General features: G+C 70.3%; 21 protein-coding genes. 8 read left to right on the top strand and 13 right to left on the bottom strand.

The annotated features are described in order from the left end of the window. Positions 1 to 158: 158 nt before the first annotated feature. Positions 159 to 1,376, top strand: a complete 1,218-nt coding sequence (locus ACFY2X_RS07870; protein ID WP_389933995.1) for a hypothetical protein — start codon at positions 159 to 161, stop codon at positions 1,374 to 1,376. A gap of 529 nt (positions 1,377 to 1,905) precedes the next feature. On the opposite strand, the gene ACFY2X_RS07865 is transcribed toward ACFY2X_RS07870, so the two are convergent. The 3 genes from ACFY2X_RS07865 to ACFY2X_RS07855 form a co-directional block, all read right to left on the bottom strand. Then, positions 1,906 to 2,154: a hypothetical protein gene (locus tag ACFY2X_RS07865; protein WP_389933993.1), complete on the bottom strand. Its 249-nt coding sequence runs from the start codon at positions 2,152 to 2,154 to the stop codon at positions 1,906 to 1,908. A gap of 35 nt (positions 2,155 to 2,189) precedes the next feature. Beyond that, the gene (locus tag ACFY2X_RS07860) at positions 2,190 to 2,600 is read right to left on the bottom strand and encodes an HIT family protein (protein WP_389933990.1); all 411 of its coding nucleotides are present in this window, start codon (positions 2,598 to 2,600) and stop codon (positions 2,190 to 2,192) included. Positions 2,601 to 2,706: 106 nt separating this feature from the next. Continuing rightward, positions 2,707 to 3,168, bottom strand: a complete 462-nt coding sequence (locus tag ACFY2X_RS07855) for an ATP-binding protein (protein WP_389933989.1) — start codon at positions 3,166 to 3,168, stop codon at positions 2,707 to 2,709. Between the two features lie 133 nt (positions 3,169 to 3,301). On the opposite strand from ACFY2X_RS07855, the gene ACFY2X_RS07850 reads away from it, so the two are divergent. Both ACFY2X_RS07850 and ACFY2X_RS07845 read left to right on the top strand, forming a co-directional pair. Continuing rightward, entirely contained in the window at positions 3,302 to 4,084 is a 783-nt protein-coding gene (locus ACFY2X_RS07850; RefSeq protein WP_389933985.1) for a Scr1 family TA system antitoxin-like transcriptional regulator, read from the top strand. Continuing rightward, positions 4,075 to 4,308 (top strand): DUF397 domain-containing protein, encoded by a 234-nt coding sequence (locus tag ACFY2X_RS07845; RefSeq protein ID WP_389933982.1) that lies wholly within the window; start codon positions 4,075 to 4,077, stop codon positions 4,306 to 4,308. The genes ACFY2X_RS07850 and ACFY2X_RS07845 overlap by 10 nt, the downstream gene beginning before the upstream one ends. Before the next feature lie 314 nt (positions 4,309 to 4,622). Here ACFY2X_RS07845 and ACFY2X_RS07840 read toward each other — a convergent pair whose 3' ends face one another. Further along, positions 4,623 to 4,808, bottom strand: coding sequence for a hypothetical protein (locus ACFY2X_RS07840; RefSeq protein WP_389933979.1), 186 nt, complete (start codon positions 4,806 to 4,808; stop codon positions 4,623 to 4,625). Continuing rightward, a complete protein-coding gene (locus ACFY2X_RS07835) occupies positions 4,805 to 5,092 on the bottom strand; it encodes a hypothetical protein (protein WP_389933977.1) in 288 nt (95 codons plus the stop codon). The genes ACFY2X_RS07840 and ACFY2X_RS07835 overlap by 4 nt, the downstream gene beginning before the upstream one ends. 99 nt (positions 5,093 to 5,191) lie before the next feature. Between ACFY2X_RS07835 and ACFY2X_RS07830 the strand changes: the two genes are divergently transcribed. Beyond that, positions 5,192 to 5,812, top strand: a complete 621-nt coding sequence (locus tag ACFY2X_RS07830; protein ID WP_389933974.1) for a TetR/AcrR family transcriptional regulator — start codon at positions 5,192 to 5,194, stop codon at positions 5,810 to 5,812. On the opposite strand, the gene ACFY2X_RS07825 is transcribed toward ACFY2X_RS07830, so the two are convergent. Then, positions 5,705 to 9,169, bottom strand: a complete 3,465-nt coding sequence (locus ACFY2X_RS07825; protein ID WP_389933971.1) for a BTAD domain-containing putative transcriptional regulator — start codon at positions 9,167 to 9,169, stop codon at positions 5,705 to 5,707. The two genes, ACFY2X_RS07830 and ACFY2X_RS07825, sit on opposite strands and share 108 nt — an antisense overlap. 70 nt (positions 9,170 to 9,239) lie before the next feature. Here ACFY2X_RS07825 and ACFY2X_RS07820 point away from each other — a divergent pair, with 70 nt between their 5' ends. Next, entirely contained in the window at positions 9,240 to 9,887 is a 648-nt protein-coding gene (locus ACFY2X_RS07820; protein WP_389933969.1) for a hemerythrin domain-containing protein, read from the top strand. Further along, positions 9,793 to 10,221: a DUF4267 domain-containing protein gene (locus ACFY2X_RS07815; protein WP_389933966.1), complete on the top strand. Its 429-nt coding sequence runs from the start codon at positions 9,793 to 9,795 to the stop codon at positions 10,219 to 10,221. The genes ACFY2X_RS07820 and ACFY2X_RS07815 overlap by 95 nt, the downstream gene beginning before the upstream one ends. Positions 10,222 to 10,414: 193 nt before the next feature. Here ACFY2X_RS07815 and ACFY2X_RS07810 read toward each other — a convergent pair whose 3' ends face one another. After that, the gene (locus ACFY2X_RS07810; RefSeq protein ID WP_389933964.1) at positions 10,415 to 11,062 is read right to left on the bottom strand and encodes a TetR/AcrR family transcriptional regulator; all 648 of its coding nucleotides are present in this window, start codon (positions 11,060 to 11,062) and stop codon (positions 10,415 to 10,417) included. Between the two features lie 227 nt (positions 11,063 to 11,289). Here ACFY2X_RS07810 and ACFY2X_RS07805 point away from each other — a divergent pair, with 227 nt between their 5' ends. Both ACFY2X_RS07805 and ACFY2X_RS07800 read left to right on the top strand, forming a co-directional pair. Next, entirely contained in the window at positions 11,290 to 12,735 is a 1,446-nt protein-coding gene (locus ACFY2X_RS07805; protein ID WP_389933961.1) for an alpha/beta fold hydrolase, read from the top strand. 50 nt (positions 12,736 to 12,785) lie between these two features. Further along, positions 12,786 to 13,991, top strand: a complete 1,206-nt coding sequence (locus tag ACFY2X_RS07800; protein WP_389933958.1) for a multidrug effflux MFS transporter — start codon at positions 12,786 to 12,788, stop codon at positions 13,989 to 13,991. A 66-nt stretch (positions 13,992 to 14,057) separates the two neighbouring features. Here ACFY2X_RS07800 and ACFY2X_RS07795 read toward each other — a convergent pair whose 3' ends face one another. The 6 genes from ACFY2X_RS07795 to ACFY2X_RS07770 are packed head-to-tail and all read right to left on the bottom strand — an operon-like array spanning position 14,058 to position 19,283. Next, the gene (locus ACFY2X_RS07795; RefSeq protein WP_389933955.1) at positions 14,058 to 14,918 is read right to left on the bottom strand and encodes a hypothetical protein; all 861 of its coding nucleotides are present in this window, start codon (positions 14,916 to 14,918) and stop codon (positions 14,058 to 14,060) included. A 54-nt stretch (positions 14,919 to 14,972) separates the two neighbouring features. Then, on the bottom strand, positions 14,973 to 15,770 hold the full coding sequence (locus ACFY2X_RS07790; protein WP_389933952.1) for a hypothetical protein: 798 nt from the start codon (positions 15,768 to 15,770) through the stop codon (positions 14,973 to 14,975). 42 nt (positions 15,771 to 15,812) lie between these two features. Then, positions 15,813 to 17,012, bottom strand: coding sequence for an ABC transporter permease (locus tag ACFY2X_RS07785; RefSeq protein WP_389933949.1), 1,200 nt, complete (start codon positions 17,010 to 17,012; stop codon positions 15,813 to 15,815). Beyond that, positions 17,009 to 17,719, bottom strand: coding sequence for an ABC transporter ATP-binding protein (locus ACFY2X_RS07780; protein WP_389933946.1), 711 nt, complete (start codon positions 17,717 to 17,719; stop codon positions 17,009 to 17,011). The genes ACFY2X_RS07785 and ACFY2X_RS07780 overlap by 4 nt, the downstream gene beginning before the upstream one ends. Next, positions 17,716 to 18,780: a peptidoglycan-binding protein gene (locus ACFY2X_RS07775; protein WP_389933943.1), complete on the bottom strand. Its 1,065-nt coding sequence runs from the start codon at positions 18,778 to 18,780 to the stop codon at positions 17,716 to 17,718. The genes ACFY2X_RS07780 and ACFY2X_RS07775 overlap by 4 nt, the downstream gene beginning before the upstream one ends. After that, positions 18,777 to 19,283 carry a hypothetical protein gene (locus ACFY2X_RS07770; protein ID WP_389933940.1) on the bottom strand — a complete coding sequence of 169 codons (507 nt, stop codon included), beginning with the start codon at positions 19,281 to 19,283 and terminating at the stop codon, positions 18,777 to 18,779. The genes ACFY2X_RS07775 and ACFY2X_RS07770 overlap by 4 nt, the downstream gene beginning before the upstream one ends. Between the last annotated feature and the right edge of the window lie 166 nt (positions 19,284 to 19,449).

Raw genomic sequence — 19,449 nt, 5'->3', positions numbered from 1 at the left:
CGGACGCCCGAAGAGCTCGGGCCTGCGACAAGATGATCGGCACGGCCTCCGTTCTGAACTGACCCCCTTCGCGTATTCGGCTAGACGCCCGAAGAGCTCGGGCCTGTGGCAAGACGATCGGCACGGCCTCCGCTTGTCGATCTTGTAGTCTGGCTCGGGTGCGCCTGCTTCCCCCACTGTTGTCGGCCGTTCTCCTCACCACCGCGGCATGCACATCCGCGCCCGTCGCGGCCCCGGCCGCCGACACACCCGCGGCCCCCGCCGCCAGCTCACCCGCCGCCCCGGCGCGGACCCCGTCTCCGGCCTGCGTCACCCCCGACGTCACCGCCACCGCCCCTGCCCGGAAGGTATCCGGGACAGACTGGCAGCGGGCCGCCACGCTTCGGGGCATCAAACCGGAGGATATGGCCGCGCTGGAGGACGGCACCGTCTGGGTGGTCGGCTCGCAGTACCTGGGCGAGAAGTACACGCCCGGCTGTCCCCAGGCGGTCGGCGTGGTGTGGCGCAAGGACGGCCCGACCTGGCGCCGCCTTACGCCTCCGGCGTGCGCCGACACCCTCACCCATGTGATCGCCTCCCCCCGGGGCACCGTCTGGGTGGCCGGTGACAACGGCTACACGCATGGCGAAGACCAGGCGCTGCTGCCGCCCTGCCTGGCACGACGGACCGGCGACGGCCGATGGGCGGAGACCGTTCTGAAAGACGAGGTGACCGATGCCGCGGTGACCGCCCGCGACGAACTCTGGCTCGTGATCTGGGACACGGACAAGTCCGAACCGACTCTTGCGCGGTGGACCGCGTCGGGCCCGCGCCCGTGGAAGCTCCCGATGCTGCCGTCAGCCATCACCGCCGACGGCGACGGCGGGCTGTGGGTGGCGGGCAACGGCACCGGAGCCCGGGAGCGGACCGCGATGCTCGCCCACTGGGACGGCACGCGCTGGCACGACCTTCCCTCTCCCGGAATCCCCGTGCCGCGCAACCCCGACCCCGGCTGGTACGAGTCGAAGCCGGAATTCGGCATAACCGGCGTCGCGGCACTGGGCCCGCGCGAGGTGTGGATGGCGGGACAGTTCACCTGGTGCGGCGAGGACTGCGACGACTTCGCCGTCATTCCGATCCTGATGCGCTGGGACGGGTTCCGCTGGTCGTGGCGCCTCGGCGCGAAAAAGGACCTGCCCGGTGGCCACCAGCTGCTGCCCGACGGCAGGGGCGGACTGTGGCTGAACGGCGGGCAGGGCGAACGCCTCACGCACCTGACCGGGTGGCGGCGGACGACTCTGGCCAGGCCGGAGTCGCTGACAGCCATCGCGCGCCGGCCAGGGTCCACAAGGACCTGGGGCGTCGCAGGCGACACCGTCTGGACGACGCCGGGCTGACCCCCTCGATGCCGGTAGGTGTTCGCGCCGTCCGCCGCTGTGGACGGACAGGAGTTCCTCCTGATGGGCGGCCACGCATGTCTAGGCACATGGTCAGCAGAAATCCTGCTGAGCGGCCAAGGCTTACGAAGTCCCACGGCCACCGAGCCTGAGCGGAGCCACCCTCAGGAGGAGTTCCGCCAAGACCGTAACGATCACAGGCGACAGCGGGCCGCCGCCGAGGGCTGGGGCGATCGGAGCCGCAGGGCCTCCTTCGTCGGCCTCACGACATCGGAGCATCAGGCGACGGGCGTGCGGGTGCCATCCGGTCTATGGCCGAGCATCGCTTCCCCGCACGAGTTCGAGGTGGCGTCTCTTGGAGTGGCGTAGGGATCAACAAGCGGGCTCTGGCATACGGCAGACCTGTGGCCGGGCAACCCTTGCCTGATCATGGTGAAATGGCCGTCGTTCCCGTGCTGAGGCTGATGACCTCTCACTAGCCGGCCCGGCACCGTCAGCCCGACGTCCCCTACTACGTACTGTCGCGGTGCTATTCCCTGATGGCGAGGTGGACGGCGAGGGCGCCGTAAACCGTTCCCGCAATTCTGTTGATGAGCCGCCCCATCCCAGAATGGCGCCTGAGCAGGAGCCCCACGTGCCCGGCCGCCGCGCCGATGACGAGGTCACCGCAAAGACCGATCAGTAGGAGCACCAGACCCGACGCGAACAGCTGCGCAGGTACGTGGCCGATCGAGGGATCGACGAACTGCGGGAGGAAGACCAGGTACACGACGCTCACAGAAGCGGCAGGGATTCCAAGCCTTACGCCCAAGCTCACCGAAGCGCGATGACCCGCTCCAGGATCTTTTCGAGCTCGTGACCCGGAGCCTGCCGGGAATTCCACATGACGCGCAGGTCATCCCCGTTCCAGCGTGGAACGACATGGGCGTGGAAGTGAAAGACCTCCTGCCCGGCGGCCTCGCCGGTGGCGTGGGTGACGCTCATGCCGTCGGGAGCGAGCGCCGTTCTGAGCAGTGCGGCGACCCGATGCACCATCCGAGTGACATGCGCGCAGGCGTCCTCGGAGATCTCCCAGAGATCCCGCGCGTGCTCACGGGGCACGATCAGCGTGTGCCCCGGAGTGGCCGGGGCGATGTCAAGAAACGCCACCGTGTGCTCGTCCTCCAGGACACGGTAGGCGGGCGCCCGCCCTGAGCTGATCTCGCAGAAGACGCAGTCGTTCATCCTTCCATGATCGCGCACGGCCGTACCGCGACGTCGGTCGTCGCCTCAGGGCATCGTACGGAGAGATCCACGGCAGAACTCGGCTGGAAGGGAACCTCGCCCGGCCTCATGGCCAGGCGAGCAGGTCGAAGAAGACGGCCTTGCCGAGGCGGGTGTCGCGGTAGCCCCAGCTCCGGGCCAGCCTGCCGACCAGGGCCATACCGCGCCCGGACTCCTCACAGTCGTCCGAGGCCAGCACGACGGGGGCGTTTCTGTTGCCGTCATAGACCTCGACGATCATGATCTGACCCTCACGGTGCACGACGACGTGGACGGTGAGTTCGTCGTGACAACCCCGACCGTGGACGAGCGCGTTCGTGACGACTTCCGAGGTGAGCAATTCCGCCACTTCACAGATTTCCTCGGACGCCCCCCAGTCCCGGGCGATGTCGCGCACGAATCTGCGCGTGCTCGCGACGCATTCCGGCTTACCCGGAATCGTTTTCTCGCCCAGCACCGCCAGAAATCTTTCCCCGGCGAGTAATTGTCTCACCGTGAGCGCCGCCCTCAGCTCCATATCGATTGGCACGAGCCGCTCCCGCCTTTTTCGTTCGATGTCCGTCCAGCATGACAAGAAATGACCACGCTCAGTAGGTGAACGGTTACCAAGTGAAAACTTGAAGACCGGCCCCCCGAATTGAATTCCGGCAGGAGAGGAAAAGATGGGAGATTCCCACACGCCACAGGCCATATGGGGCAGGGAACTGCGCCACCAGCGGCAGGCGGCCGGGCTCACGCAGGCCCGGCTCGCCGAAAGGATCCATTTCAGCGAGAGCCTGGTGAGCGGGATAGAGACGGGTCAGCTGCCCGCGAGCCCCGACTTCGCCCGCGCCGCCGACGACCTTCTCGGCACCGGCGGGCTGCTCCTGCGGCTGCTCGACTGGCGCAAGGGCCAGGTGTTCCCCTCATGGTTCGGCACCTGGCACGAGAAGGAGCAGGCGGCCGTGTCCCTGCGCTCCTATCAGCCCTTGGTCGTCCCCGGCCTGCTCCAGACCGGCGACTACGCCCGCGCCCTGCTGGGAGACGACGAACCGGCCGTGGCCGCGCGGCTGGAACGGCAAGCCATTCTCACCCGCGAGGATCCGCCTCCCCCGACGCTGCGCTGCCTGATCGACGAGGCGGTCCTGCACCGGCCGGTCGGCGGCAAGAAGGTCATGCATGACCAGCTGGAAAAACTAGTGTCACTGGCCGATTCCGCGATTAGCATCCATGTGGTGCCGATGTCCGTCGTGCGCTTCGGGCTGCTGGCGGGGTTCGCCATCGCCACGTCGGAGGGCGGAACGGATGTGGCGCATTTCGAAACGGCGATTCGCGGCCTGACGACCGGCGACCGGTCGGAGGTGGCGGAGGCCGTGCACCTATTCGAGGCAATTCGCACCGAGGCGCTGCCTCAGAGCATGTCGATAGACCTCATCAGGAGGACGGTAAAAGAGCGATGGACCTGAGCACACTCAAATGGCGGAAGTCGAGCTTCAGCGGAAACAACGGCGGCGACTGCGTGGAGGTCGCCGAGCTCGAAACCGCCTCGCAGAAACCCGCCCACAAGCCTGACGCCGTCCTCGCGCTGAGAGACAGCAAAGACCCCTCCGGCCCGGTGCTGTTCTTCAGCGACGGCGAGTGGGCCGCGTTCCTCGACGGCGTCAAGGCCTCCGAATTCGACCGCCGGTAATCGATCCGAAGGGCTCCGGGCTCTCGCTCCACGCGAATCCCGAGCCCTTCGGGCACATCCAAGGGCACACCCCGTGGCTCTTGATGGCCGCCCGGCGTGGATCATCCGCATGGGCGGCACCGGCCTCACAGTCCCTCGCGTCCGCCGGCCACTCCAGGTGGTCGCCATCCTGGCACGCTGGTGCGGAGCGCGGTCAGCGGCGAGCCGGCACCGCGACCTCGCGGCCGAAGCCCACCACCAGCCGGTCGTGCCGTACCGCGGTGGCCAGGGCGGCCGGTGGCGTGATCAGGGCGCCCGCGCCCGGTCACGACGCCTCACCGGTCATGACCGCGGGCGTCGCCCTTCCCGACTTTCCTCCAGATGACCACCATGCCCAGCGCGAGGACGAGCAGGGCGATGACCACGATGACCCCCTTGATCAGGAAATCGGACAGCAGGTGCTCAAGGATCTTGGAACCGTCGTCTCCCGCCGACAGCGCGCGGAGCGGACCGCCGGTCATCGGTCACCACTCCGGCGCCGGTTCTCTTCGAGGTAGCGGGCGGCGATCCTGGCCGCGTCACCGGCCAGGCTCCCGCGGGATGCGCCGCTCCGGGAGCGCGAGGTGTCGCGGTCCAGGTGCTGGGCGACGGCGCGGGCCACAGGTGCGGCGTATCGACGGGTCTGGTCGAGCTTGCCCCGGCGCTTGAGCGCCACGGCGACGGCGAACGCGATCAGGGCGATCAGCACAAGACCGCCCACGATCACGCCGAACCTGATGAGCAGCAGGTTGAGCACCGTTTCCACGGATCTTCCTCCACATCCCTTTGTATCACGGTTGTGATAAATCCTTTGTATCACGACCGTGATAAAACGCAAGTATCACGGTCGTGATACAAAGGGACCGTGCCCAAGCAGGTGGATCCAGTCGCCCGTCGCAACGACGTGGTCGACGCGCTGTTCAGGGTCGTCTTCCGCGACGGTTTGCAGCGGGCGTCGCTGCGTGCCGTCGCGGACGAAGCCGGCCTCAACATCGGCTCTCTCCGGCACTACTTCGCCAACCAGCAGGAACTCATGCGGTTCGCGATGCAGGCGATGCTGGACCGGGTCGGCGACCGGCTACTCCGCCGCATCGACGACATAGGGGACATGAACGCCCTCACCTCGGAGCAGCGACGGCGCCTGCCCATGGACCTGCTCTCCGAACTGCTCCCCCTCGACGAAAACCGCCGCACCGAGGCCGCGGTCTTCATCGACTTCGTCACGGCGGCCAGAACCCATCCCGCGATCGACGCCGAGCTCGCACACAAAACCGCAGCCGGCACCAGGGCCCTGGTCAGGCGGGTTCTCATCCGCATGAGAGACATGGGAACGCTTCGGCCCGGCCTGCACATCGACACCGAAACCGAGCGGTTGAGCTCATTGCTGGACGGGCTCAGCCTCAACGCGGTGTTGCACCCGGGCATCCTCGGTCCACAGGGCTGCGTCGAGGTCCTCCAGGCTCACCTCGACGGACTGACCGGCTGATCGGACCCTCGCTGGAACGGCAAGACATCCTCGGTGGAGTCCACGCTGACCAGGTCGAGGTCGGCCTGTCGTCGCCATCACACCACCTCGCATACATTCATGTACGTATGCGCCACCACCGTCTACGCCATCCTCGCCTGACGCGCTATGAGAGGCGGCCGGCGGCGTGGGACTCCGCGGCCCAGCGGTCGGCGCCCCAGCGGAAGGCGATGGCGGCCGCGCGGGTGAAGTGGCGACGGGCAGCATCCTCGCGGCCGAGCAGCCGGGCCAGCTCGCCGAGCGTGTGGGCCACCGGCCGCAGCGCGATCGACAGGCTGGCGGTCCCGCGGGCGGCCCGTCCTCATATGGCAGCAACGCCTCATACACCTCCTCGGCCGCGGAGACCTCGGCGAGCGCGATCACGGCCATGGCCCGGAAGGTGGCGAAGACCGGGAAGAAGTAGTCGGGCGGGATCGGCCCAGCCTTGGCTCGGGCTTCGCGCGCCTCCTCCAGCCTCCCCTGCGCGGCCAGCGCGATGGCGGCCGCGTCGGCGCCGAGCGCACCGTAGCCGTCAAGCAGGGCGGCCGCCAACGCCATGAACTCCTCGCCGGCGACGCCCCCGGCCGGGATGTCGGCGTAGGTGGACAGTTCGGCCAGCAGGCCGTAGCCGGTGGCGTGCAGCGAGCCGTGGGCGGCCATCCGCGCGGTCGCCTCGGCGTACAGGCGGCGCGCCTCGTCCGAGCGGCCCGAGATGTGCAGGAGCGTGGCGAGGGCGTACTCGGCGACGCTGGCCGGCTCGGCCATCCGGTACTTTCTGGCCAGCTCCAGCGACTGCGCGACGAGCGCCTTCACTCGCTCCGGCTCCCCCGCGCCGGCCGCGGCGGAGGCCTGGACGAACAGCCCGTACCACTGGTAGCCCGGCGAGTCCGCGGTCGCGATGCGCTCTCCCAGCTCCTGCCGCCGGCGCCAGTCGAGCGCCGGATCGAGGTCGTAGGAGAGCGTGGACAGCGTCCGCCAGAGCAACGCGGGGTCGTCGAGCGCGGTGGCCAGCGCCACGGCCTCTTCGGCGGCCGCCCGCGCCGCGGGCAACCCCGCCGCGGCCAGCTCGCAGGCGTAGGCGTCCAGCAGCATGCACCGGGCCGCCGCCTCGAGATCCGGCTCGGCGAGCAGCCGCTCCAGCAGGGCGACGGTTTGGCGGTCGAGCGTGCCGTACGCGCGCGTCTGCCAGGGTGTCTGCTCGGTCCAGGCGGTGAAGGCGGCGATCAGCAGCGCCACGTCGTCACCGGCCAGCTCGACGGCACGCTGCCTGGTGGCCCTGGCGGCGCTGACGTCGCCCGCCCGCACCTGGGCGCGCAGCAGGCGGCCGAGCAGGTCGGCCCGCCGCGCCGGGTTGCCGCCTGGCACGCGCTCGATGCAGGACACCGCGTCGGTGAGGAGAGTGACGGCACTGTCGTAGGCGAAGCGCGCCTCGGCGAGCTCGGCGGCGGCGACGCAGTAGTCCACGGCCTTGGGCGAGGTGGCGCGGGTGTAGTGGTAGGCGAGGACAGAGACGTCACCGGGCGAGACGGCCGCGATCGCGTCGGCGAGGCGGGCATGCATGCGGGTGGCGCGCAGCCGCGACAGGTCGGCGATCGCGCTCTCCCGCACCAGCGCGTGCGCGAACCGTACCCGGCCGGGCTCCGGCTCGGTGAGCAGCCCGGCGACGACGGCGGACTCCAGCCCGAGGAGCACGCCGTCCTCGTCCTGGTCGGCCGCCCTGACCAGCACGTCGACCGAAACCTCCGGCCCGGCGAGCGCGGCCAGCCTGAGCAGGGCCACCGCGGGCTCCGGCAGCCTGGCCAGCCTGCGCCGCAGCACGTCGCGCACGCCGTCGGGCAGCGCGCGCAGGCCCATGCTGCCGAGCAGCCTGGCGCTCTCGCGGACGAAGAACGGGTTGCCGCCGGTGCGTTCTGCCAGCTCCGCCACGGTGGAAGCGTCGACGGGCTCATCACACACCCCGGCCACCAGCCCCGCCACCGCCTGCTCGGCCAGCCCGGCGAGCGGGAGCCGCAGCGGCTCGTGCCTGGCGAGGACGGCCAGCGTCTCGGTGAAACGCCCGCCGATCTCGTCGGCCCGGTAGGCGGCGACCAGCAGCAGCCTGCTCGTGACCCCGGACAGCAGCGCCAGGGTCTCGGCGTCGGCCCAGTGGAGGTCGTCCAGGATGACGGCCAGCGGCTGGTCCCGCGCCGCCGTACCGAGCCATGACCAGACCGCCTGGTGCAGGAGAAAGCGGCCGGCGGCGGCGTCGGCGCGCGTGGTCGTGGCCGCATCGGTCAGGAACGGCCCGAGCACGGGCGCGAGCGTGCCGGGCGGCGGCGCGGCGGCCGCGACTACGCGCAGCGCCTCAGCCCACGCCCAGGCGGGTGGCGCGCCTTCGGCTTGCGGGCAGCGTCCGGTGGCCACCAGCCATCCGGCGTCCTCCAGCTCCCGGCCGAACCGGGTGAGCAGGGCCGTCTTGCCCATCCCCGCCTCGCCGGTGACCAGCGCGACGGCGGGCGTGCGGGTGGCGGCGAGGTCGCGCAGCGCGGCCAGCTCACCGTCCCGCCCGACGAACAGGTCCCGCTTGGCGGCGGGCGGAGGCGGCTCCGGCGGGGGAAGCAGGTCGCTGCGCTGGTGAAGGATGGCCGACTCCAGCTCGGCCAGCGCGGGCCCGGGATCCAGGCCGAGCTCGTCGGCCAGGAGTCCGCGGGCACGGCGCAGGCTGGCCAGGGCGTCGGCTTGGCGGCCGGTCCGCCAGAGCGCCAGCGCATGTAGCCGCCAGCCCTCCTCACGCAGCGGTGCCTCGCGGGTGAGCAGCTCGGCCTCGGGTACGGCGGCCGCCGCGTCGCCCGCGCGCAGCGCCGCCGCGACGCGCATCTCGCCGGCAGTCAGCCGCAACTCCTCCAACCTGGCCGCCTCGGCCTGCGCCCACGGCGCGTCGGCCACCTCGGCGAACGCGGGCCCGCGCCACAGGCCGAGGGCCCGTTCCAAGGCGCTCCTGGAGTCGGACTCTCCTGCCTCGCGGACCAGCCGTTCGAACAGCCATGCGTCCACGGCGTCATCGGGCAGCCGCAGCGCGTACCCGGGCGGCATGCTGACCAGCAGCCTGGCGGGGGTGCGCGGCGGCCGGCCCGGTTCGAGGAGTTTGCGGAGGTTGGAGACGTAGGCCTGGAGCGAGGTCAGCGCCTGCGCGGGCGGGTGGTCGTGCCATAGGGCGTCGATCAGCCGGTCGGCGGAGACGACCTGCCCGCGTGCGGCCACCAGCACGGCCAGCACGGCACGCTGCAGCGGGCCGCCGAGCGGCACCGGCCCCCCGTCGACCTCGGCCGCGAAGGAGCCGAGTACCTGAATCCACACCATCGCCCCACATCGTACGGATTCCAAGCTCGGCTCCAACCGCCTTCCAAGCGGTGCGCCGGAGGCTGTGCCCATGACGAAACCGAACATCCACGAGATGGTGGTCGCACACCGCGTCTTCCGCCGCGAGTCGCGACTGCTGGCCGAGCTGATAGCCCAGGTACGGCCCGGCGACACGGCTAGAGCGGCGGTGCTGGCGGCCCACCTGGCCGACTACCGCCTGGGCCTGCATAACCACCACACCGGCGAGGACGAGAACCTGTGGCCACTGCTGCTGACCAGGGTCGATCTGGAAGCCGATCTGGTGCTGCGCATGGAGGAGCAGCACGAGCGGGTCGCCGCCACCTTGGCCAAGGTCGAGACGGCGCTGCCCCGGTGGGCGTCGGCGGCCGGCGAAGCCGAGCGCGATGAGCTGGTGGCCGCGCTCTGGGACCACCGCGCCGTCCTGTTGGAGCACCTCGACGACGAGGAGAAGGAACTGCTGCCCGTTGCCGAGCGCCACGTGAGCGCGCAGGAGTGGAACCGGATGGCCGAGCACTTTCAGGCCACCACACCCAAGCCCAAGCAGCTGATCTTCCTCGGAGCCGTGCTGGAGGAGGCCACCCCCGCCGAGCGGTCCGAGATCCTTGGCGTGCTGCCCCGCCCCGTCCGCTGGCTCTGGCACCTGGCCGGATCCGCCCGTTACACCCGTCACGTCCGCAAGATCAGAAGAACCGCGTGAAGACCCTCGCCAACGTTCTGACCGTCCTCCTCGCCCTGGGCATCGCTACGTCGGGCTCAGATACCTCATCGACCCGCTCGCCGCGGCGCCGACCTTCGGCCTGCCCGCCTGGCCGGACGCTCAGGCCGCCGGGTTCTCGAACGTCAAAGGCATCAGAGACCTGGTCTCCGGCCTGATCCCGCTGATGCTGCTGGTCACCGGCCAGCACAGGGCACTCGGCTGGGCGCTGGTGGTGGCCTCGCTCACCCCGTTCGGCGACGCCGTGATCATGCTGGCACACGGCGGCTCGACCATGGCCGCGCTCACGGCCACCCGGAGAAGGGTGCGGATCTGAGATCATCAACCCTAGCAGCGACACAGGGACCGACCGTCAACGGCCATTCAGCTTTTCATGACCGCCGCCAACCGAGCCGGCACGCATGCCCGGTCAGGCGAGTTCCCACTCGCATGAGGGACATGAGAGCACTCCGACCCGACCTGCGTGTCGACGCGGCAACCGGTGGTGCGCGTCCGCCGGCGAGCATGAATCACTTCGAAGGCGGGCCCTGGCGCACGAGGATTCCGGCGCGGGCCGCGTGCGCGACCATCGCGGACACCCGGTCGGCGAGGGGGAAGTCGATCGGCTCGTCGGTGACGAGCATCCGGTAGTAGAACGGGGCGCCCACCATCCGGATCACCTCCTCGGGGTCGGTGTCGGCGGGCACCTCCCCTCGGTCGATGGCCCGCTGGACCAGGAGCGAGGTCGTTTTGATCCGGTACCCCAGGACCGACGACAGGGTTTCGCGAGCGGCCGGGTCGCGGACCGAGGCCGCCACCATGACGTCGAGCCAGGCACGCTGGGCCACGTGCTGGTAGAGGGTCACGATCACCCTGGCCAGCGCCCGCAGATCGATTTCGAGATCACCCGAATCGGGGAAGGCCTCTCCCCCCGCGGGCACGCCCGCCTCGTCGGCGAAGTTGTACGCCAGATCCTGGATCAGGCCTTCCAGGTTGGCCCACCGCCGGTAGACGGTGGAGGTCGCCACCCCCGCCCGCGCCGCGATCTTCTCCATGCTCGTCTCGGCGTAGCCGCGCTCGACCAGCTCGGCCATCGCGGCCTCCAGTACGGCGGCGCGGTTGCGTGCCGTACGGCCACCCGGACGTCGCTTGGACTCCAAATGGGAATCGTCTTGCATTAAGCACCCTCCTCCTGTCATCATCCAGATTAATGCAAAGCCGTTTGCACTAACTCGGAATCCCGGGCACATCGCGACGTCGCACGCCCGGATGCCAGCCAAGCCCTCGTCGGCAACCCGACGAACCATCCCTAATGCTACTTACCCAACTTGACCCATTAGATCTCTCGCCGCTATAACTAATGCATCATCACGGCTTGGAGGCATGTGAAATGAACATCCCACGTGTGGCACACCGGTTTGTGGACATCGACGGAGTCCGGGTCTTCTATCGGGAGACCGGCCCGGCGGACGCGCCCACGCTGCTCCTCCTGCACGGCTTCCCCACGGCGTCGTACCAGTTCCGGCGGCTGATGGACGCCCTCGGCGACCGGTACCGGCTGATCGCCCCCGACTACCCCGGCTTCGGGCTCACCGAGGCCCCGGAGGACTTCACCTACTCCTTCGACCGGCTGGCCGACGTCGTCGAGGGTTTCGTGACGACGCTGGGGCTGGACAGGTTCGTGATGTACACCTTCGACTTCGGCGGCCCCGTCGGCTTCCGGCTGGCCACCAGGCATCCCGAGTGGATCGCCGGGCTGATCGTCCAGAACTCCAACCTCTATGAGGAGGGCCTGTCGGACCTCGCCCGGGGCATGATCGCCAACCGGCCCGGGGTCGAGGGGGCCGAGGCCAACGTCAGGCAGATCCTCGAACTGCCCGTCACCCGCGGCCAGTACGAGGGCGGCACCACCGACGTCGAGCTCATCGCCCCCGACGGCTGGATCCTCGACCAGCACTTCCTGGACCTCCCGGGCCGCAAGGAAGCCCAGGTCGACCTGGCCCTCGACTACCACTCCAACGTCGCCCTCTACCCCGAGTGGCAGCAGTGGCTGCGCGACCACCGGCCGCCCGCCCTCATCGTGTGGGGCCGGGGCGACGTCTTCTTCCCGGAGGCCGGCGCCCGCGCCTACCTCCGGGACCTGCCGGAGGCGAAGCTCCACCTCTTCGACACCGGCCACTTCGCTCTGGAGGAGAACCTCCCCGAGATCGCTCCCCTCATCGCCGACTTCGTCGACAACCTGAAGAAGGACACACCCATGAAGATCGCAGTCATCGGCGCCACCGGAAACCTCGCCGGCGCCGTCGCCCGTGAAGCCGCCGCCCGGGGCCACCAGGTCACCGCGCTGGGCAGGGAGAACATGGACGTCACCGACCCCGCCTCGATCAAGGAGGCGGTCGCGGGACACGACGCCGTTGTGGCCGGGATCAAGGGCCCGGACCGGCTCGTGCCCCGGGGCGCCCTGGCGCTGCTCGAGGCGCTCCCGCTCGCCGAGGTGAACCGTCTGGTGTTCCTCGGCGGCGGCGGGAGCCTGGAATACGCCCCCGGGCAGCGCTTCGTGGACTCCCCGAACTTCCCGCCGCAGTATCTGGAGACCGCCCGCGACCAGGCCGAGGCACTGGGAATCCTCCGCTCCGCGCAGACCCCGGTCGAGTGGTCCTACGTCAGCCCGCCGCCGGTGCACCTGGTGCCGGGTGAGAAGACCGGCACCTACCGGGCCGAGGCCCGCGACACCCCCATCACCGACGAGAACGGGGAGAGCCGCGTCTCCGTCGGCGACTACGCCAGCGCCATCGTCGACGCCCTGGAGAACGCCTCCTTCGTCCGCGAGCGCTTCACCACCGCCTACTGACCGGCAGCGCGTTCGGAGTCCACGGACCCCCGCGTGAACACGAACACAAGATGGGATCGCTGATCATCATGGGCTCCGAACGTGCCGGCCTGGCACTGATCCTCGGCGCGCTGACCGCACTCGGCCCGCTGTCGATCGACATGTATCTGCCCGCGCTGCCGGCTCTGGCCCGGGATCTGGCGGCCGGCCCCTCGCTGATCCAGCTCACCCTGACCGCTTGCCTGGTCGGGCTGGCGCTCGGCCAGGCCGTGGCCGGGCCGCTGAGCGACGCGGTCGGGCGGCGGCGCCCGCTGCTGGCCGGCGGGGCGGTGTACGCGGTGTCCTCCGCGCTGTGCGTCATCGCCCCGACGGTGCAGACGCTGATCCTGCTGCGGCTGGTGCAGGGCGCGGCCGGCGGCGCCGCGATCGTGATCGCCAGGGCGATCGTCCGCGACCGTTGCGAAGGGGCCGCCGCCGCCCGGCTCTTCGCCCTGCTCATGCAGATCAGCGGGGTCGCCCCCATCCTGGCGCCCCTCATCGGCGGCGAGATCCTGCGCGTCACCTCCTGGCGGGGAGTGTTCGCGCTGATCGCGATCCTGGGGGTGGCCCTGGTCGTCGCCGTCCTGACGGCGCTGCCGGAAACGCTCGGGCGAGAACGGCGGCGGCCCGGCGGGCTCGGCACGACCCTGCGCACCTTCCGGCAACTGGTCGCCGACCGCGCCTTCGCCGGATACGCGCTGTCGAGCGGGCTCGCGTTCGCCGCGATGTTCGCCTACATCTCCGGCTCACCCTTCGTCATCCAAGACGTCTACGGCCTCTCACCCCAGGCCTTCAGCCTGATCTTCGCCCTCAACGGGGCCGGGATCGTCGCCGCCGGGCAGGTGAGCGGCCGGCTGTCCGCGCGGTTCCCGGCCACCATCCTCCTGGCCTCGGGCCTCGCGACCTCCCTGGGGGGCGCGCTCATCCTGCTCGCCGCCGTCCTCACCGGAGCCGGGCTGCCGGTTCCTCTCGCGGGCATGTTCCTCGTCGTCTCCGGAATCGGGCTGACCATGCCCAACGGCGCGGCGCTGGCTCTGTCCGGGCAGCCGCCGGAGCGGGCCGGCACCGCCTCCGCGCTGCTCGGCCTGGCCCAGTTCGTCATCGGAGGAGCGGCCGCCCCGCTGGTCGGCGCCTTCGGCACGCACACCGCCGTCCCCATGGCCGTCGTCATCACCGCCCTCGCGGCGGGCGCGGCGCTCGCGGCCCCCGCCCGGAGGACACGGACCCACCGGCCTTGAGCCATCGTCTGGTCTGTGAGAAGCGCTTCACGGCGCGTAGCTCCTTGCGTTCGCGTGCGGACGGAGTCACTGCTGCACCTCGTGCAGGCGCCAGCCCCACTTGATCCCCCCGAAGATGTTGACGACGCCCTTGCCGGCCGCATCCTTGACGCCGGTGTCCTGCACGAGGAACGCCTCGGCCATGAACTGAACATTCGGGTCCGGCCCTGCGTCGACCCCGACCCTGGGAGCGTCGTAGAAATTGGCGACCCTGTCGCCGTGGATCGAGGTGAGCCCGCCATACGGATAGAAAGGATTCGCCCGCCAGACGTTGTCGAGAGCGGGGCCCAACGACTTGACGACCTGGATCCACTGCAGATTGTCGTGGATGCCGGGGTCGCCGCGCCGACGGTCCGGCCGGTAGACGACATACAGATCGGCCCCGCACATCAGGTCGGGCGAGTTCTCCGTCGGCTTCCTGACGAAGACGCTGTACGACTGGACGTCGAACTCGTTCCGCCCGCGGAAACCGCCCGCATAGCGGAACGAGTAGTGGGCGCCGAACGCCTCGGCGAGATTCTGTTGGAAACCGATGGCAGGGTCGGCTGGAACGTCCTCGTAGACCGGGTGCGGAGAATCGCCCGCCTGGTCGAACGGCAGCAAGCTGATCCGGTAGGACTTTCCGTTGTGGGTGAAGTCCTTGGACGCGACGTGCCCGCCGACCGTTGGCTCCTGGTACCAGCCGTGCGGCTGGCTGGGCCGGTAGTTCGGGACGAGGTGCGCGCCCGGCTTCGGCTGCGTCCGGGCGCTGGCGAACGCCGGTGCGGCGGCGAGCCCGGCCGAGGTGAGCGCCGACAGGCCGAGGACGCTTCCACCGCGCAGCAGAGATCTACGCGAAATGGGCGCGCGAGTCGGTTGCGCGGAACTGGCGACAGGGATGAGACGCATGGGAATATCTCGCAATCGTGGTGACTGATGGGAAAGCGCTGCGCTGGAACGGCGTCACGGCTGTCGGGCATGCACCTGCCAGCCGTATTTGACCCCGCCGAAGATGTTGACGACGTCCTTGCCGGCGGCGTTCTTGACCCCGGTGTCCTGCGCGAGGAACGCCTCGGCCATGAACCGAACACCCGCGAGGGCGGAGTCGTCTCCGGGCGGTCCCTGCAGCCTGTCGGGTGTGTTCGCGTAGTCGAAGTTGAACACCCGCTGGCCGTAGACCGACGTGCGTCCGCCGTAGACGTAGAACGGGTTGGGGCGACCGGCGTTGTCGACGTAACTCTCCGGTAAGCCGGCGGGCCCGAACCGCCTGACGACCTGAATCCAGCGCAGCGTGTCGTGCACGGCGGGGTCGCCACGGCGAAGGTCCGGGTCGTAGACGACGTACAGATCGGCCCCGTAGCTCAGGCCAGGAGAGTCCTCCGTGGCCTGGTCGGCGAACACGCTGTACGACTGGACGTCGAACTCGTGTCGTCCGCGGAAACCGCCCACATAGCGGAACGAGTAGTAGGCGCCGAACGCCCCGGCGAGGGTCTGCCTGAAGTTGATGTCGGGATCGGCTGGAATGTCCTCGTAGAGGGGGTGCGGGGAGTCGCCCGGCTGGTCGAACGGCAGCAGGCTGATCCGGTAGGACTTTCCGTTGTGGGTGAAGTCCTTGGCCGCGACGTGCCCGCCGATTGTCGCACCGGCCGTCTGCCCCGGCGTTCCGGGCCAGCCGTGCGGCTGGCTTCGCTGATAGTTCAGGACGAGGTGGGCGGTCGGGTTAGCTGCATTCTGACCGATCCGGTCAGAGATGTGACGCATGTGATTACCTCGCGATCTTGTGGTTGATGTGCACGTACGTCCCTAGGTCGTGGCGAGGGCGACGGTCGGCGACAGGCGGGCGGCGCGCATGGCCGGGTAGAGCCCGGCGACGGTGCCGATGACGAGCGCGGCCGCGATCGCCCCGCCGATCGCCCAGGGCGGCACGACGGGCGGCCAGCCCCGCGACAGTGCGTAGCCCGATGCGGCCAGCGCGCCCACCACCGAGCCGATGACGCCGCCCAGCACCGACAGCAGCAGCGACTCGGCCAGGAACTGGACGCGCACCTGCCCTCGGGTGGCGCCCAAGGAGCGGCGCAGGCCGATCTCCCGGCGCCGCTCCAGCACCGAGATCACCATCGTGTTCGCCACGCCGACGCCTCCGACCACCAGCGCCACCGCGCCCAGGCCGAGCAGCAGGTTGGTGAAGGCGCCCGCGGCGGCGGCCTTGGCGGCCAGTGCGTCCGACGGCCTGCTGACCTCGACCTCGTTCGGGTTCTCCGGGTTGACCGTGCGGGGCAGCACCGCCCGCACGGCCTCCACCGCTTCGTCGGCCGAACGCTCGTAGATCGTCGTCGGATGCCCGTTGAAGCCCAGGAGCTCCTCGGCGACCGGGACCCCGACGAGGGCCGATCGTTCGATCTCCGGAGCCAGCGGCATCGGCCCCAGGATGCCGATGACGATGAACCATCGGTTGCCCATCCAGACCCGCACGCCCGTCTTGGTGAGGCCGAGCCGCTTGGCGGCCTCGGCGCCGAGCACGACGGCGGGCTGCCGTTCGGTGGCGGCGTTCAGCCAGGTTCCCTTCGACACGCCGCCTTCCAGGGTGGTCAGCAGCTCGGTGGTCGCGGCCTGGACGGCGATGCCGCCGGTCACGGCGCCGGGGACGCGGTCGGTGCGCCGCACGCTGGTGTCGATGGCGCCGGTGGCCGAGGCCGTGCGGACGGAGCCGATCCGCTTGACCATCCCCAGTGCGGTGGTGGGCAGTTCGGCCTTCTTCCCGAACAGGGTCTGGCCCGGCGAGACGGTGAGCAGGTTGGTGCCGAGCCGGTCGAGCTGGCGCAGCAACTGCGCGCCCGACGAGGACGAGATGCCGATCACGGCGATCATGGTGGCGATGCCGATGGCGATCCCGAGCGCCGACAGGACCACCCGGGTCGGGCGGGCGCGCAGCCCCGCCGCCCCGACGCGCAACACGTCGGAAGGGCTGAGCCGGGAGGGACGCAGCCGCCGGTCACGCGTCATGTCCGCGCTCCCTTGGTGATCTCCGCCGGGGCGCTGGTGCCGTCGCCGTGGTCGTCGACGATCTGGCCGTCGCGGACCCGCACCTGGCGCGGGCACCATTCGGCGATCTCCGCATCGTGAGTGATGATCGCGATCGTCGTTCCGGCGGCGTGCAGGTCGCGCAGCACTCCCAGCACCTCGGCCCCCGCGCTGGAGTCCAGGTTGCCGGTGGGCTCGTCGGCGAGCAGCAGCGGCGGGTCGCCAGCCACCGCGCGCGCCACCGCGACGCGCTGCTGCTCGCCGCCCGACAGCTGGTTCGGCCGGTGCGCGAGCCGGTGGCCGAGCCCGACCCGCTCCAGCGCGGCGGCGGCCCGCTCGCGCCTGACCCGCAACGGAGTGCCCGTGTACAGCAGGCCGTCGGCCACGTTGTCCAGCGCGCTCACCCCGGGCGCCAGGTGGAACTGCTGGAAGACGAAGCCCAAAGTGCGGCCCCGCAACGCCGACAGCTCGCGGTCGGACAGCTCGGCGACGTCGTACCCGGCGATGCGCACGGTGCCGGTGGTGGGCCGGTCCAGGGTGCCGATCAGGTGGAGCATGGTCGACTTGCCCGAACCGGACGGGCCGACGATGGCCAGCAGCTCGCCGCCCTCGACCGCCAGGTCCACCCCGCGCAGCGCCTGCACCTGGTCGGCGTAGGTCTTGGTCACCTGCCGCAGGTCCACGATCATGACGCGGGCACCCCGACCTTCATACCCTCGCTGAGCCCGTCCCCCTTGACCTCGACGAGGCCGCTGCCAAAGGCGCCGGTCTCCACCACCACGATCCGCGTGGCGTTCCCCTCGACGACCTCGACGCCGAACCCGCCCTCGCGCAGCGCCAGCAGCGCCTCCACCGGCACGGCCAGCACGTCCCTGCGGGGCTCGCCGTCCAGCTCCACCTCGACGGGAGCTTGGTCGAGCCTGCTTTTGGGCGCCCTGTTCAGCGTGATGTCGACGTCGATGGTGGTGCTGCCGTCCTGCCCCTGGCCCGAGCCGCTGCGCTTGGCCACGGTGCCCACCGAGGTGATCCTCCCCGCGGAGCGCTCGCCACCGGGCAGCTCCACGCTGACCTTGGCGCCCTTCCTGGCCAGCGCCTGGTCGTCCGTGTCGAGGTCCACGTGCACCAGCCTCCGGACGCCGCTGACCGTCAGGACCTGCCGACCGGGTCCGGTCTTCGCGCCCACCTGGGCGCCGGCTTCGGTGACGCGCGCCGCCGCGGGCAGGAACACCACCTGCGCGGCGTCCACCCGGCCGGTCTCCGGCAGCCCCTGGTCGTCCTGCCACTTCTTGACGACCAGGGAGGTGGAGTAGCTGAAGTGGTCGTCCACGGTCAGGTAATCGCCGTAGCCGAGCGCCTTGAGGTTGCGTTCCAGCTGCTCCACGTCCGGACCGTCCGGGATGCCCTGCCGCAGCTCCCGGTAGAGCGGCAGCTTGCCGTACATGAGCACGACCGGCTTGCGGTCGACCTCGAGCAGTGGGCGGCCGCGGCGGACCACCGCGCCCTCGGTGGCCACCCAGGTCACCGTGCCGGACGCGTCGGTGCTCAGCCGGCGTTCACCGGAGTAGGTGAGCGAGCCGTCGACGGTCTTGGTGTCGACCAGGTCCTGCCGGGTGATCGTCGCGGTGGCCGGGACGGGTGCCGTGGCGGGCGCCGCCGCGCCGGTGCCGCCGCCGCTGACCAGGGCCACCGCCGTCCAGGCGACGGCGACCGCGAGCAGGCCGCCACCGGCGAGGGTGAGGACCTTTCTCATGTCGGGAATCCGTCAGGCGCGAACTTCTTGCACGCCTGCTGGACTTCATGGACCTTCTGCTCCGGCGTTCCCCGGGGGATGTCGATGTCGACTCTTCCGTCGGGGGAGGGGTCCTTCATGTCGATGCCGTGCTCGCGCATGCACTGGGCGAACTTGAGCAGCTGGTCCAGCATCTTCTGGTCGGGTTTGCCCTTGCTGTCGCCGACGGCGGCGTCCATGAAGCCCTTGCACGCCTGCTGCGCCTTGTTGACCTTCTGCTCCTCCCCCTGGCGCGTCTCGATGCTGATCGCGCCGTTGGGCTCGGGGTCCTTCATGGTGACGCCGTGCTCGCGCATGCACTGGGCGAACTTGAGCTGCGCGTCCCGCCGGTCGGTGGGTGCCGAGGCCGAGGGTTTGCCGCTGCTCGTGCTCGCCACGCCGGTGTTCTCGGCGGGCGCGGCGCACGCGGCCAGTGCCAGCGCCAGTGGTAGGGCCGCCAGCGCACGGCGGGTTCGCATTCGCATCGTGTCGTCTCCTCCTGCCGAGTGGCCGGGAAGTCCGGCCACTCGGCAGGCCATGCAACGCGACGCGTTGTTTCCCTGGCGTTTCCACATGCTTCCTGGGTTCCACGTGTTTCCTGGATATCCATGCGAACACCCACTAACGAAAAGGAAACGTGGCATCGGCGAC

This window comes from Streptosporangium sp. NPDC000396 (assembly GCF_042898655.1).
Lineage (GTDB): Bacteria > Actinomycetota > Actinomycetes > Streptosporangiales > Streptosporangiaceae > Streptosporangium.
Note: the sequence above shows the minus strand (reverse complement) of the source record. Positions and strands in the feature narration are given on the sequence as shown.

Bases quoted from the DNA above. Each gene is read 5' to 3' on its own strand.
- ACFY2X_RS07860 (WP_389933990.1), bottom strand. From the start codon at position 2,600: ATGAACGACTGCGTCTTCTGCGAGATCAGCTCAGGGCGGGCGCCCGCC.
- ACFY2X_RS07850 (WP_389933985.1), top strand. From the start codon at position 3,302: ATGGGAGATTCCCACACGCCACAGGCCATATGGGGCAGGGAACTGCGC.
- ACFY2X_RS07845 (WP_389933982.1), top strand. From the start codon at position 4,075: ATGGACCTGAGCACACTCAAATGGCGGAAGTCGAGCTTCAGCGGAAAC.
- ACFY2X_RS07840 (WP_389933979.1), bottom strand. From the start codon at position 4,808: ATGACCGGCGGTCCGCTCCGCGCGCTGTCGGCGGGAGACGACGGTTCC.
- ACFY2X_RS07825 (WP_389933971.1), bottom strand. From the start codon at position 9,169: ATGGTGTGGATTCAGGTACTCGGCTCCTTCGCGGCCGAGGTCGACGGG.
- ACFY2X_RS07820 (WP_389933969.1), top strand. From the start codon at position 9,240: ATGACGAAACCGAACATCCACGAGATGGTGGTCGCACACCGCGTCTTC.
- ACFY2X_RS07810 (WP_389933964.1), bottom strand. From the start codon at position 11,062: ATGCAAGACGATTCCCATTTGGAGTCCAAGCGACGTCCGGGTGGCCGT.
- ACFY2X_RS07800 (WP_389933958.1), top strand. From the start codon at position 12,786: ATGGGATCGCTGATCATCATGGGCTCCGAACGTGCCGGCCTGGCACTG.
- ACFY2X_RS07795 (WP_389933955.1), bottom strand. From the start codon at position 14,918: ATGCGTCTCATCCCTGTCGCCAGTTCCGCGCAACCGACTCGCGCGCCC.
- ACFY2X_RS07790 (WP_389933952.1), bottom strand. From the start codon at position 15,770: ATGCGTCACATCTCTGACCGGATCGGTCAGAATGCAGCTAACCCGACC.
- ACFY2X_RS07785 (WP_389933949.1), bottom strand. From the start codon at position 17,012: ATGACGCGTGACCGGCGGCTGCGTCCCTCCCGGCTCAGCCCTTCCGAC.
- ACFY2X_RS07780 (WP_389933946.1), bottom strand. From the start codon at position 17,719: ATGATCGTGGACCTGCGGCAGGTGACCAAGACCTACGCCGACCAGGTG.
- ACFY2X_RS07775 (WP_389933943.1), bottom strand. From the start codon at position 18,780: ATGAGAAAGGTCCTCACCCTCGCCGGTGGCGGCCTGCTCGCGGTCGCC.
- ACFY2X_RS07770 (WP_389933940.1), bottom strand. From the start codon at position 19,283: ATGCGAATGCGAACCCGCCGTGCGCTGGCGGCCCTACCACTGGCGCTG.